The 13133-nt window shown below is 65.4% G+C and carries 11 protein-coding genes; 8 read left to right on the top strand and 3 right to left on the bottom strand.

From position 1 onward, the window contains the following. The first annotated feature begins 34 nt into the window (after positions 1-34). From D5687_RS04945 to D5687_RS04935, 3 genes are all read left to right on the top strand, one after another. A complete protein-coding gene (locus D5687_RS04945; protein ID WP_370271304.1) occupies positions 35-1363 on the top strand; it encodes a M16 family metallopeptidase in 1329 nt (442 codons plus the stop codon). Next, positions 1353-2714 carry a pitrilysin family protein gene (locus tag D5687_RS04940; protein ID WP_125198660.1) on the top strand — a complete coding sequence of 454 codons (1362 nt, stop codon included), beginning with the start codon at positions 1353-1355 and terminating at the stop codon, positions 2712-2714. The genes D5687_RS04945 and D5687_RS04940 overlap by 11 nt, the downstream gene beginning before the upstream one ends. A 390-nt stretch (positions 2715-3104) precedes the next feature. Beyond that, positions 3105-3443, top strand: coding sequence for a hypothetical protein (locus D5687_RS04935; protein ID WP_125198659.1), 339 nt, complete (start codon positions 3105-3107; stop codon positions 3441-3443). 129 nt (positions 3444-3572) lie between these two features. Here the strand turns inward: D5687_RS04935 and D5687_RS04930 are convergent, their stop codons facing one another. The 3 genes from D5687_RS04930 to D5687_RS04920 all read right to left on the bottom strand — a co-directional run bounded on the left by D5687_RS04930 (position 3573) and on the right by D5687_RS04920 (position 6427). Further along, on the bottom strand, positions 3573-4061 hold the full coding sequence (locus D5687_RS04930; protein WP_125198658.1) for an MgtC/SapB family protein: 489 nt from the start codon (positions 4059-4061) through the stop codon (positions 3573-3575). 116 nt (positions 4062-4177) lie between these two features. Further along, positions 4178-4708 (bottom strand): hypothetical protein, encoded by a 531-nt coding sequence (locus D5687_RS04925; protein ID WP_125198657.1) that lies wholly within the window; start codon positions 4706-4708, stop codon positions 4178-4180. 162 nt (positions 4709-4870) lie between these two features. Then, positions 4871-6427, bottom strand: a complete 1557-nt coding sequence (locus D5687_RS04920) for a PAS domain-containing methyl-accepting chemotaxis protein (RefSeq protein ID WP_125198656.1) — start codon at positions 6425-6427, stop codon at positions 4871-4873. Positions 6428-6785: 358 nt separating this feature from the next. Between D5687_RS04920 and D5687_RS04915 the strand changes: the two genes are divergently transcribed. From D5687_RS04915 to D5687_RS04895, 5 genes are all read left to right on the top strand, one after another. Continuing rightward, on the top strand, positions 6786-8336 hold the full coding sequence (locus tag D5687_RS04915) for a phospholipase D family protein (RefSeq protein ID WP_125198655.1): 1551 nt from the start codon (positions 6786-6788) through the stop codon (positions 8334-8336). 269 nt (positions 8337-8605) lie between these two features. Next, complete coding sequence (locus tag D5687_RS04910; RefSeq protein WP_240031424.1) at positions 8606-8935, top strand: cupredoxin domain-containing protein; 330 nt, start codon at positions 8606-8608, stop codon at positions 8933-8935. 44 nt (positions 8936-8979) lie between these two features. After that, the gene (locus D5687_RS04905) at positions 8980-9795 is read left to right on the top strand and encodes an FTR1 family protein (protein ID WP_125198654.1); all 816 of its coding nucleotides are present in this window, start codon (positions 8980-8982) and stop codon (positions 9793-9795) included. Positions 9796-9831: 36 nt separating this feature from the next. Next, positions 9832-10518, top strand: a complete 687-nt coding sequence (locus tag D5687_RS04900) for a hypothetical protein (RefSeq protein WP_125198653.1) — start codon at positions 9832-9834, stop codon at positions 10516-10518. A 125-nt stretch (positions 10519-10643) separates the two neighbouring features. Continuing rightward, on the top strand, positions 10644-13133 hold the full coding sequence (locus D5687_RS04895; RefSeq protein WP_125198652.1) for a cation-transporting P-type ATPase: 2490 nt from the start codon (positions 10644-10646) through the stop codon (positions 13131-13133).

Raw genomic sequence — 13133 nt, 5'->3', positions numbered from 1 at the left:
CGTGCTCTCCTCGCTTGCGCTGATTGCCGCCCCGATGGCGGCCGCGGGCAAGACGAGCGCCGCGGTCCACGAAACCACGCTCGACAATGGCCTCAAGGTCCTCGTCCTGCCGGACGAGCGGGCCCCGGTGGTCACGCACCAGATCTGGTACAAGGTCGGCTCGGTCGACGAACCCGGCGGGGTCACCGGAATTGCCCACATGTTCGAGCACATGATGTTCAAGGGCACGGAAAACCTCGGCCCCGGCGAGTTCTCGGACATCGTCGCGCGCCTCGGTGGCGAGGAGAACGCGTTTACCGGCCGCGATTTCACCGGGTACTACCAGACCCTGTCGGCCGATGAACTGGAGACGGTGATGCGCTGGGAGGCCGATCGCATGGCCAACCTCGAGATCGATCCCGAGGAGTTCGCCCGCGAGAAGGAGGTGGTCAAGGAGGAATGGCGCTCGCGTGTGCGCGACAACCCCAATGCCCGCCTGAACCAGCTGCTCTACGCCACGGCGTTTACCAGCAGCGGCTATCACCACCCGGTCATCGGCTGGAAGACCGATATCGATGCCTACACCGTCGGGGACCTGCAACGCTGGTACCGCGAGCATTACGCGCCCAACAACGCCACCCTGATCGTGGTCGGCGACGTCGGGCCCGACGCAGTGGTCGACTTGGCCGAGCGTCACTACGGCCAGGTCGAGCAGCGCGACCTGGCCCCGGCCAAGCCTCGCGAGGAGATGGCCCAACACGGCCTCAAGCGGGCGAGCCTCAACATCCCCGCCAAGCTGCCGCACCTGACGATGGGCTACAAGGTGCCCTCGCTGGTCACCGCCGAGGATTCGGGTGCCGCCTACGCGCTCGCCGTCGTCTCCGGCATCCTCGCCGGCGATTCCGGGGCGCGCCTGAACAACGACCTGGTGCGCGCGGGCAAGCTCTCCTCAGCCTCCACGCGCTACAACCTGAATGCCCGCGAAATGACCCTGTTCACCGTCGATGCCACTCCGCGCGACGGCCAGCCACTCGACGAGGTCGAGCGGTTGTTGCGTGAACAGATCGAACGGCTGAAGAACGAACCGGTCGAGAAAGAGGAACTCGAGCGCATCAAGGCCCAGGTGGTCGCCTCGGACGTCTACCAGCGTGACTCGTTGTTCTACCAGGGCATGAAGCTGGGCATGTACGAGACGGTGGGACTCGACTACCGACTGGCCGACCGCTTTGTGGAAGGCGTGCGAGCGGTCACCGTCGAGGACGTACAGGCCGTTGCGCGCGAGTATTTCCAAGACGATGGTCTGACCATCGCCACCCTCGACCCGGTGAGCGACAAGCCGACCACCCTGCCCAGCCCGACCGGAGGTATCGAACGTGTCCACTGATGCCCGCAACACCATTTGGCTGGCAATCCTCGCTGCCGGGGCCCTGCTTCTGTCGACCACCGCGCGTGCCGAGCCGGTCCTGCCGGTCGAGACCTGGCAGACCGACAACGGCGCCGATGTGCTGTTCTACCCCACCGGCAGCCTGCCGATGGTCGACGCGCGGGTGATCTTCGATGCCGGCAGCGCACGCGACCCCGCGGGCAAGGGCGGCACGGCCAGCCTCACCGCCTCATTGCTCGAGGAAGGCACCAGCAAGCGGGATGCCAAGGCGATCGCCGATGGCTTCGCCCGCGTGGGTGCCGAATTCTCCGCCAGCGCCAACCTCGAATCCACCGCCGTGCGCCTGCGCAGCCTGACCGAAGAGGATTGGCTCTGGCCGGCGGTCGAGCTGATGGCCGAGGTCATCGCCAAGCCGGCCTTCGAGGACAAGGACATCCTGCGTGAGCGCGAACAGCAGTTGCGCGGCATCCAGTCGCGCCAGCAATCCCCGCAGGCGGTTGCCAGCGACGCGTTGCGCAAGACCGCGTTTGGGAATCACCCCTACGCCCACCCCACCGACGGCACCCGCGAGTCGGTAGAGTCGATTGCCCCCTCGGATGTCCGTGCCTTCCACCAGCAGCGGTTCGTGGCCGCCAACGCCACCGTGGTGATCGTCGGCGACCTGGACAGCGAGCAGGCGCGCCGCCTGGCGGGCACGCTCACCGAAAACCTGCCAACGGGCGAGGCCGCGCCTGCCCTGCCCGAGGTGGAGCCGCTCCAAGAGTCCGAAACAGTGCGCATCGACTTCCCCTCGGAGCAGTCGACGGTGCTGGTCGCACTCGACGGCATTCCACGCAAGCACCAGGACTACCTGCCGCTCTACGTGGGCAACCACATGCTGGGTGGCAGCGGCTTTGCCTCGCGGCTGATGTCCGAGCTGCGTGAGAAACGCGGCCTGGCCTACAGCACCTACAGCTACCTGATGCCGCTGCGTGTCGGTGGACGGCTGGTGATGGGCATCCAGACGCGCAATGATCAGGTCGGGACGGCCCTGTCGTTGATGGATGAGGAACTATCACGTTTCATCGACGAGGGGCCGACCGACGAGGAACTGGCCGACAGTCAGGCCAATATCGTCGGCGGCTTTCCGATGCGGCTGAACAGCAACGACAAGATCATCGAGCAAATCGGTGCGCTGGCCTTCCTCGACCTGCCGCTGGATTACTTCGACGACTACACCGACCGGGTCGAGGCCGTGACGGCCGACGAGATCCGTCAGGCCTTCGAACGGCATGTCGAGCCGCAGAAACGGGTGGTGGTGATCGTCGGCCCCACGGCCGAGGAAACCGAGGTGGACGACGGGGCCGAATAACGCCTTGGGAAGGTCTGGACGAATAGCCAACGTCTCTGCGGGTCGTCAGGCGTCCAGATGCAAGGCGCCGTGCGCAGCCCAATGGCCGTAGTCATAGGCAAGCGCGGCAACACCGCAGATGGGCGCCTGGCGGCCCGGCCCGGCGGGGCTTGCCGGCTTGCCCGCCTTCGGTGTTGCCGATCCTCGCCGGGCAACGAGCCCGCCTTCGCATCGGCGCCTTGATGGCGAACAAGCCGGTAAGCCAGAGGCATTGGCTATTCGTCCAGACCTTCCCTTGGGAACTTGCGATAAGCCTGACTATCAAACCGGTCATCGGTTGAACATCACGGGCTCACGATACGGCCAGGCAGCGCTTGGCACGCCCGTGACATCACTCACAGGAGCAAGACCATGACCAAACGCATTCCTACGCTGCTCGCTGCCCTGATCCTGCCGGCCACGGCCGCGTTCGGCGGCGATCTTCACCGCGACGCCGCTATTGGCGGTGCGCTCGGCGGTGCACTGGGCGGTGTCGTCGGCGCTGAAGTCGGCGGCCGCGGAGGCGCGATCGTCGGTTCGGGCATCGGCGCGGCCGTCGGCACCGGCGTCACCACGCGCAACAGCCGTGATGATCGTTACTATCGCGACGATGGCCACCATGAGCGCTATCGCTATCACGAGACCCACGGCCATGGGCACGGCCACGGTAATTTCTGTCCGCCGGGCCAGGCGAAGAAAGGCCGCTGCTAATTCCTCCCCTGACGACAAGAAGGCCACCGAGTGATCGGTGGCCTTCTTTCGTTTCTGGCTGACGCGCGCGATCGCGCCTAACGCTGCTTCCGGCCCGCCGACGGCGGGACGTTGCGACTACGGTCCAAACTAGCCGTCCTCGTCCCTTTTGTCCCGCGCCGCGGCGGGTTCGCGCGCTTCGTCCCGATGGCCATTGAGCACCTGTTTCGCCGGTGAAAGCAGCTTCAGGCTGGCGAAGGTGACGATCGAAAGCAGCAAGGCAATCTCGAAATGGTTCCAAGCCACGGCCACGCCGATCGCCCCGGTGGTCCAGAGACTGGCTGCCGTAGCCGTGCCCGTGGTGCGATTCTGGCTCTTGAGAATCGCGCCGCCACCGATGAAACCCATGCCGGTGATGATGCCTTCGAAAACGCGCGCCTCGGCGCCACTGGATTCGAGCACGTTGATGCCGAGCAGCATGTACGCGCAGCTGGCGACCGCCACAAGCGGAAACGTACGCAAACCGGCCGAGCGCGAGTGCGTCTCTCGCTCCAGAGCCACCGGCAAGGCCAGCACGTAGGCTGCTGCCATGTAGGTCAGGTTCGAGTAAACCGAGACCCAATCGATATCAAATGGCATCCGCGGGCTCCCTGCCGACGCGTCGACCACCACGTCGGCCTTGGCAATTTCCCGAAACCCACTCCCGGATCATGCACAGCCCACGATCGATGTATCGGGGTCGACTGGCCGCCGCATCAGAGGGATTCGGCCACATTCTTGGAGTGGCGCTCGAGGAGTTCGTCGGCGCGGTGCTTCTCGTCCTCGTCGCGTGCGTGGACCACCACCGTCCATCGGCCGTGCTCGCTGGCATCCTCGGCATCGGTGATCACCCGCTCGTGGTCCGGGCGGATCGAGACCAACCCCCCGCCGAGCATGCCGATTGCCCCGCCGACCACAGCGAAAACGCCAAAGACCCAGCCCGGACTTGTCGTGGCCCAATCCAAGCCGGCACCGACCAGAATCCCGGCCAGGATCAAACCGGCGACGGCGCCGATAACTCCCAATATGGCGTGTGAACGCAGGATCGTCGAGAAGATTGCGCCCGAATCTCTCTCGACCTTGCTTGACAGGTTTTGGTCATGCGGTTCGACCAGTTCGATCTGGTCCGAAGCGAAACCGGCCTTGGCGGCCAGTGCATTGACCGCATCGCGGGCACGACCGGCATCGTTGAATACGGCGCTGACCTTATGGGGAAACTGTTCGCTGATGATCTCTGCCTGGGTCATGAACCACCTCCTTCTCGGGTGAACCGGCACATTTCAACCAGAAATGCACTTCTGTTCATGGGATTTGTAGAGGGGACCTTAGTTCACGGACCGGCAACCGGCATGCCAGAGGTGGGGCCCGATCGATGACCGCAGCCCCCACACCGGCAGGGATGCTCGGCATCAATGTCGCTTGAAGCGGGTGACCAGCTCGTGAAGCTCGGCGGCGATGCGCTCGAGATCGTGGATCTTCTCCTCGGCGGAGGCCGACTGGCCGAGGCTGGAGCTGGCCAGATCGGAGATAGTGTGCACCTGCCGGTCGATCTCGCCGGACACGGTTGCCTGCTCCTCGACGGCCGCGGCCATCGAGGTGGCCATGTCGCGTATCTGCGCCACCGCCTCGGCCACGCCATTGAGCATTTCCTCGGATTCACGCACGCGATCAACCCCGGCGGTGGCCGCCTCGCGACCGCGGCGGGCGACGGCCACGGATTCCTCGGCCTGTTGCGTCAGGGTGGCGATGATCTCGTGGATATCGCGCGTTGACTCCTGCGTGCGGCGGGCCAGATCCCGTACCTCCTCGGCCACCACGGAAAAGCCGCGGCCGTGTTCGCCGGCGCGCGCCGCCTCGATGGCCGCGTTCAAGGCCAGCAGGTTGGTCTGCTGGGCGATCTGGTCGATGATGCCGGCGGCACTGGCGATCGCGCCGGTTTGGTTCGAGACCCCTTCCACCGACTCGCCGATGGCGTTGACCGTCTCCTGCAGGTCGACGATCGACTCGCGCGTGCGGGTGGACAGCCCCCGCCCTTCCTCGACCAGTTCCTGCGAACGATTGGCCTCGTCGGCGGTGCGCTGGACGTGCTCGGAGACGTCGTTGATGGTGGTCGACATCTCGTGCATGGCCGCCGCGACCTGCTCGGTCTCTGCCTGCTGGCGCGCGATTTCCTCCTTGGCCTGGGTCGAGAGATCGAGGCTCACCGACGACTGGCGGCTGACCTGGTCCGAGGCATCCTCGATCCGGGTGAGCACGGTGATCATCCGCGCCTGCTCGCTCTTGATCGAGACCTTCAGTCGCCCCAACAGCCCCACGTCGCCGGTGTAGGACTCGACTGCCAGCGGGTGGCTGAAGGCATTGGGCAACTGCTCGGTCAGAGCGGAAATCATTTGCCGTTCACGCAGCCGCCCCATCGCCCCGAACACCAGCCCCGTGGCGGCCAATGCCCACAAGGCCGGCAGACCGTACCCACCGGCCCACAGTCCGGCCGAGCCGATCAGACCCGCCAACCCGGTCACATCCTGGCGGTGCAGGCGGAAACGACGCGCCCGGTATCCCCGCTGGTTGATGCGCCGGTACAGCCGCTCGGCGCGCTGGATATCCCGGCGTGACGGGCAGGAACGTACCGACTCGTAGCCGATCACCTCGCCGTGTTCGGTGATCGGCGTGACGTACGCGTCGACCCAGTAGTAGTCGCCGTTCTTCGAGCGGTTCTTGACCAAGCCCATCCACGGCTGGCCGGCCTTGAGATGGTTCCACATCACCTCGAACGCCAACGGCGGCACGTCCGGGTGCCGCACGATGTTGTGCGGCTTACCGATCAGCTCGTCACGCGAATACCCGCTGATCGAGACGAACGCCTCGTTGCAATGCGTGATCCGCCCCTTGAGATCGGTGGTCGAGACCAACCGCTCCCCGGGGGCGAAGGTTCGTTCGGTATCGGTGACGGGTAGGTTATTTCGCATGAAGCAGAGACTAAGATGGGGATGGGACGGAAGCCGGACGAGATGGGTCCATTCGCACAGGTATCGACGTTTTCGAGCCTGCGAAGGAAAACTTTAGTGTTCTACGAGGATTTACCCCAACCGAACAAGGTTCACTATCGATAAGCAAGCAAACGATCTGCTCAAAGGGGCGCGATTGTGCCACCCAGGCTGGCCCGATGCACCGGTTTTCCGCTCAGCCGGAACCCCGCCTGCTCCCCCGCCTCCAACCAGTCAGGGCATCCGTGCGACAACCCCATGACGGCAAGCCGGTATTCGTGGAATCATCGAGAGGCTCGATCCGCGGACAACCAGGGAGGATTCGCGATTGATCAAGGGAATGCCGATACGACAGACGGGGCTCGTCGCCCTGCTCGCCCTGCTGCTGACCGGGTGCGCCCTGCCCCCACTGGAAGGCCGTCACGTCAGCACCACCATCGCGCCGGCCGACGCACGCGCCACCCCGCTGGGCGATGCCCTCGCCCCGCAGAAGGCCGCGCATCCCGGGCAGACCGGGGTGTACCTCCTGTCGGATCCGGTGATGACCTTCGCCGCCTGGACTCATCTGGCGCGCACCGCGCAGCGCAGTCTCGATGTGCAGTACTACATCTGGTACGCCGACCGCTCCGGCACCCTGTTGCTGCGCGAACTGCTGGATGCCGCCAACCGAGGGGTGCGCGTGCGGTTGCTACTCGACGATCAGGGCACACGCCAGCTGGATGACCAACTCGCCGCCCTGCACGCCCATCCCAACATCGCCGTGCGCCTGTTCAATCCGTTCATGACTCGCGATGCGCGTTGGCTCGGTTTTCTGACCGACTTCGATCGGGCCAACCGTCGCATGCACAACAAGGTATTCATCGCCGACAACCAGGTCCTGATCAGCGGCGGACGCAATATCGGCGACAGCTATTTCGGTTCGACCGAGGGGTTCTTGTTCTCGGATCTCGACATACTCGCGGTGGGGCCAGTGGTCGACGAGGTCTCGCGCGGCTTTGATCAGTACTGGCAGAGCCGCTCGTCCTATCCGGCCGACCGTATCCTGCCCACCCCGAAAAACGACGCGGTGGCCGAAACCCTGGAAACGCTCGACTTCGAAGCGGACGCCATCGCCCTCGATCCCCAGGCTGGCGACCTGATGGTGGCGGTGCGCGAGAACTACGTCGTCAGCCAGCTGCTCAACGGAGAACTGGGCCTGGCCTGGGCACCCACCCGACTGGTCATCGACCCGCCTGCCAAGGGGCTGGGGGAACATGAACCGAATGACCTGCTGACCTTGTCGCTGCGTGAGCAATTGCGCACCCCACAGCAGTCGCTCGATATCATCTCCTCGTTCTTCGTTCCCACGCCGACACTTACCGACGACCTGGTTGCCCTGGCGCGTCAGGGCGTGCGCGTGCGCGTGTTAACCAACTCGCTCGATGCCACCGACATGGCACCGGCGCATACCGGGTATGCCCGCTACCGCGTCGCGTTGCTCGAAGCCGGGGTGGAGCTATATGAAATGCGTCGCGTTGCCGACCAGGAACCGAAACCCGCAGACGCCGGCCCCTTCGGCAGTCCGGCGACCACCCTGCACGCCAAGGCCATCGTGATCGACGACGCGCAGGTATTCATCGGGTCCTACAACGTCGATCCCCGTTCGGTGTTGCTCAACACCGAACTGGGTTTTGTCATCGACAGCCCGGATCTCGCCCGCGCGATCAGCCACACCTTCGGCATGCACGTACCCAAGACCACATATCAGCTGGAACTGGAAGACGGCGAGATTCGGTGGATCGAGCGGATAGAAAACGAAATCACCCGGCACACGAGGGAGCCAGGCGCCGGACCAATCAAGCGCGCGGTGACGTGGTTCTTCTCGCTGATGCCGATCGAGTGGATGTTGTAACTGGACACACCGGGAGCCGCGCCCATCGCGCCAAGGGGTGAACCGATGCCCCCAGCCCCGGTAGCACCCGACCAGCTGCGCCCACTCTCCACACCCCGGTGAACACAACCTCCTCGTAAGAGCAGATCCGACCACCACCGAGATCACGCTCGGTCGCCACCTGCCCATCGACAAACCGACCGGGGGAACCTCCTCAAGATCATTCCATTGCATTGCAATCTTTTTTGTGCAGAATGCGAACTGTTCTCGTTCCAATTGAGGTTTGCTTCATGACACGCATTACATTCTCGTTCGTTACTGCCGCCCTGCTCGCCGCCGGTACCGCACAGGCCGGACCCCAGACATTCGATTTGACCATCAAGGACCATCGCTTCCAACCCGAGGCCGTCACCATCCCCGCCCGCGAGAAGGTCAAGCTGATGGTGCACAACCAGGACGCCACGCCGGAGGAGTTCGAAAGCTACGAGCTCAACCGCGAGAAGATCATCCCCGGCAACAGTAAGGCCGTGATCTTCGTCGGCCCTCTGGAGCCCGGCGAATACCCCTTCTTTGGCGAATTCAATCAGGCCACCGCACAGGGCCGCGTAATCGCCGAGTAACCCCGCTCACGGATACCTCGTTCCAGGAAATGCACAGGTGACGCATGTTCAGTACGGCAATCATCGTGTTCCGCGAAGTCCTCGAGGCGGCCCTGGTAGTCGCCGTCGTCCTCGCCGCCACGCAGGGGTTGGCCGGGCGTAGCCGCTGGATCATCGGTGGCATCGCCGGTGGCCTGCTCGGCTCGTTCGTGGTGGCGGGCCTCACCCAGGAGATCTCGATGGCGTTCGAGGGCGTCGGCCAGGAGCTGTTTAACGCGGCCATCCTGCTGACGGCCGTGGCCATGCTCGCCTGGCACAACATCTGGATGTCGCGGCATGCTAGCCAGTTGGTCGCCCATCTCAGGCAGGTGGGGAGCAATGTCTCCAGCGGCCAACTGCCGATCTACTTTCTCGCAACGGCCGTGGGCCTGGCGGTACTGCGCGAAGGCTCGGAGGTAGTGCTGTTCACCCAGGGGATGGCCGCCGGCGGCAGTGACAACCTGTCGCTGCTTTGGGGCGGGGTTATCGGGCTGGGTGCCGGCCTGGTCCTCGGCGCGCTGATCTACTTCGGTCTGGTGCGCATCCCCACTCGTCACCTGTTCACCGTCACCGGCTGGCTGATCCTGCTGCTCGCCGCCGGTATGGCCGCAAGTGCGGCGGGCTTTCTCGCCCAGGCCGGCTGGCTGCCGGTGCAGAACCCGCTCTGGAACAGCTCCGACCTGCTCTCGCAGCACTCGGTGCCCGGCGAGATCCTGCACGTGCTGGTGGGCTACCAGGATCGCCCCACCGCCATCCAGCTCGCCTTCTATCTCACCACGCTAGTGCTGATCGCCGTCGGCATGGCTCTGTCGCGCCAACGGGCACCGGCCTTCCATCGCTAGTTTCATCAACCCACTGAAAACCCAGGAATCTATCGTATGTGGAAAAAGTCGCTGAGCGGCCTCGCCGCCCTGACCGCCCTCGCTTCCGCCCCCGCCTTTGCCGGTGTCGACAAGGTCTATGACCCCTACGTCGAGCAAGGCGAGGTCGAACTCGAAGTCCGGGGCGTGCATGGCCTCGATTCGGGCGAGTACAAGACCAAGGTCGGCATCGGCTATGGCGTGACCTCGCGCTGGTTCGTCGAGGGCTACCTGATCGGCGAAAAGGAAGATGGCGATTTCGAGGTCGAGGAAGCCGAGATCGAGAACAAGTTCCAACTTACCGAGCAGGGTCAGTACTGGGCCGATTTCGGCCTGCTGGTCGAACTGGAAAAGGCCTTCGACGAGGATGCCTGGGAAACGAAGGTCGGCCCGCTGGTACAGAAGCAGTTCGGCAAGATGGTCGCGACCGGCAACCTGCTGTTCGAGAAGAAGTTCGGCGACGACGTCGCCGAAAGCGAGTGGGAGACACTGGGCTCCGTCCAGCTCAAATACCGTCTCAGCCCGAACCTCGAGCCGGGCATCGAGTACTACGGCGACGAGGAGACCCACGCCGTCGGTCCGGTCCTGATCGGCGCCAACCCCTTCGGCATGGAGCACGTGAAATGGGAAGCCGGCCTGCTGTTCGGTCTCAATGACGAGACCGAGGACAACATCCTGCGCTGGCAGCTCGAATACGAGTTCTGATCACAGCACCTTGCTCGATCCGACACACGCCGTCGCCCGAGTCGCGACGGCTTTTTCGTTCCCGGCCGCCAACCTAAGGGCTAAGCTCTCTTCCATTCGCCGCCGCGTCGGATGGAGTCGACCGTATGCCACGCCCCCTCCCCCCAAATCGACTTGAACTGCTCGCCACCCCCGAGGCAGGCCTGACCAGCATGGAAGCCGGACGACGCCTGTCACTATTCGGCCCCAACCGGATCATCGAGGCCACCGCGGGCAGCTGGGTCGATGTGCTGAAGAGCTCGGTCACCGACCCGATGTTGTGGTTCCTGCTGGCCTCAAGTCTCCTGTTCGCCTGGCTCGGCGACCTAGGCGAAGCGATGATCCTGCTGGTCGCTCTTCTGCCCCTGCTGGCAATGGATGCCTGGCTGCATCGGCGCACCCAGGCATCTACCGCCGGGCTGAAGAGCAAGCTTGCTGCCACGGCCCGGGTGCGCCGCGACGGCAGCACGGTCACGCGTCCAGCCGCCGAGCTGGTCCCCGGTGATCGTGTTCTGCTCTCGGCGGGCGAACCCGTGCCGGCCGATGGGCTTCTGGTCCGGGTGGAAGGCCTGCAGGTGGACGAGTCGCTGCTGACCGGCGAGTCCTACCCGCTGCGCAAGGCCACCCTGCCCCCCAACACGCTGCCGGGAGGATTGCCGGACGAGGCCAACTGGGTCCAGGGCGGCACCCGCGTGCTCGCGGGTAGCGGCGAGATGCTGGTGGTGCATACCGGAGCGGAGACCAGCTACGGGGAGATCGTGCGTTCCGCCGCCCGGGGCCGACAGGAACGTACACCTCTGCAGCAAGCTGTCGCGGCACTGGTACGTACGCTGATCGTCGCCGCCCTGGCCTTCTGCCTGGTGCTTGCCTGGGTTCGCCTCGAACAGGGGCACGGTCTGGTCGATGCCCTGCTCAGCGCGGTCACCCTGGCCATCGCCGCGCTGCCGGAGGAATTTCCGGTGGTCCTCACGTTTTTTCTCGGCGTGGGCATCTACCGTCTGGCCCGACGCAAGGCGCTCGTCCGGCGGGCGGTGGTGGTGGAGAACATCGGCCGGGTGTCCACGATCTGCACCGACAAGACCGGCACGCTGACCGAGGGGCGACTGGAGCTCACGCATCGTCTTCCGGTTTCGGCGCACAGGGAGGCGGCCCTGCTGCGGGCCGCCGCCCTTGCCTCACGTGCCGAGGGCGGCGACCCAATGGACGTTGCCTTGCTCGCGATCCAACCGCCCATGGACCCCGCATTCTTGCGCCTGACGACCTTTCCCTTTACCGAGGAGCGACGCTGTGAGATCAGTTCCTGGCGAGCCCCGGAGGGTCACCTTGTCGCGGCCATGAAAGGAGCCCCGGAAACGGTGTTCGCCCGCTGCGAGCTCACACCGCCAGAGCTCGAACACTGGCACCGGGAAACCGATCGACTTGCCGGCTCAGGCCAGAAGGTGGTGGCGGTCGCCGAGCGACGGGGAGCGACCGAGGCACCCGCGGGGCAGGAACCGACAAGCGGCTTCACTTTCCTCGGACTGCTGGCTTTCGGCGACCCGCTGCGGGGCGGGGTTACCGAGGCGATCGCCCAATGCCGCGAGGCGGGCCTGCGGGTGATCATGGTGACGGGCGACCACCGAGAGACGGCCATGGCGATCGCCCGGCAGCTGGGGATCGGCGGCGACTCGCCCCGGGTACTGTCGGGCGAGGAACTGGACGAGGCTCTCGACCGGTCGGCTGACCACGACCCGGCCGCCGACGTGATCGCCCGCGCCACGCCCATGCAGAAGCTTGCCCTCGTGCAGCGGTTGCGGGCCCTGGGAGAGGTCGTCGCGGTCACCGGCGACGGGGTCAACGACGTGCCGGCCCTGCAGGCGGCGGACATCGGCATCGCGATGGGCCAGCGCGGCACGCGCAGCGCGCGGGAAGTCGCCTCGATCGTCCTGCTCGATGACAACTTCCGCAGCCTCGTGCAGGCGATCGGCGAGGGGCGGCAGCTGTTCGCCAACCTGCAGCGCAGCTTCCAGTACCTGCTGATGATCCACATCCCGCTGGTGGTGACCGCGGCGGCGATTCCCCTGGCCGGCCACCCCCTGCTCTACCTGCCTCTACACATCGTCTGGCTGGAGCTGATCATCCATCCCACCGCCCTGCTCGCCTTCCAGGCGCGACAGTCGGCTCGCCCGCTGATGGCCGGCTACCGACCGCCGGACAATCGCTTCTTCGACCGGCGCGAATGGCTCGCCATCCTCGGCAGCGGGCTGTTGCTAACCGCGGTGGTGATCGCCGGCGTGGCCAATGGTCTGCACTCGGGTCAGGGCATCGAGCACGCACGAAGCATCGCGCTGGTCATGCTCACCTTCGCCAGCGCCCTGATCGCCGCCGTCCTGAGCGGCCTGCGCGACCGCCTCTCGCGCGGGCTCGTTGCGGCGACGGCTATCTCGGCCATCGTACTGGTGCAGGTCCCGCCAGTGGCCGACCTGCTTCACCTCCAGCCGCTTCACTGGGACGACTGGCTGATCGCGACGAGCGGGGCGTTGGCGGCCGCCTCGCTCGCCGCGGTCAACCAGTGGCGCCGGCGTCCGCCGAAGGCTTGTATCGGACGAGCCACCTGA

Origin of the sequence: Guyparkeria sp. SCN-R1 (assembly GCF_003932495.1) — a bacterium.
Taxonomy (GTDB): domain Bacteria; phylum Pseudomonadota; class Gammaproteobacteria; order Halothiobacillales; family Halothiobacillaceae; genus Guyparkeria.
The sequence above is the reverse complement of the archived record's forward strand: the minus strand, read 5'-3'. Positions and strand labels throughout refer to the sequence as shown.

Coding starts and splice junctions, on each gene's coding strand:
- D5687_RS04945 (WP_370271304.1), top strand. CDS start 35: ATGGCGGCCGCGGGCAAGACGAGCGCCGCGGTCCACGAAACCACGCTC.
- D5687_RS04935 (WP_125198659.1), top strand. CDS start 3,105: ATGACCAAACGCATTCCTACGCTGCTCGCTGCCCTGATCCTGCCGGCC.
- D5687_RS04930 (WP_125198658.1), bottom strand. CDS start 4,061: ATGCCATTTGATATCGATTGGGTCTCGGTTTACTCGAACCTGACCTAC.
- D5687_RS04925 (WP_125198657.1), bottom strand. CDS start 4,708: ATGACCCAGGCAGAGATCATCAGCGAACAGTTTCCCCATAAGGTCAGC.
- D5687_RS04920 (WP_125198656.1), bottom strand. CDS start 6,427: ATGCGAAATAACCTACCCGTCACCGATACCGAACGAACCTTCGCCCCC.
- D5687_RS04915 (WP_125198655.1), top strand. CDS start 6,786: ATGCCGATACGACAGACGGGGCTCGTCGCCCTGCTCGCCCTGCTGCTG.
- D5687_RS04910 (WP_240031424.1), top strand. CDS start 8,606: ATGACACGCATTACATTCTCGTTCGTTACTGCCGCCCTGCTCGCCGCC.
- D5687_RS04905 (WP_125198654.1), top strand. CDS start 8,980: ATGTTCAGTACGGCAATCATCGTGTTCCGCGAAGTCCTCGAGGCGGCC.
- D5687_RS04900 (WP_125198653.1), top strand. CDS start 9,832: ATGTGGAAAAAGTCGCTGAGCGGCCTCGCCGCCCTGACCGCCCTCGCT.
- D5687_RS04895 (WP_125198652.1), top strand. CDS start 10,644: ATGCCACGCCCCCTCCCCCCAAATCGACTTGAACTGCTCGCCACCCCC.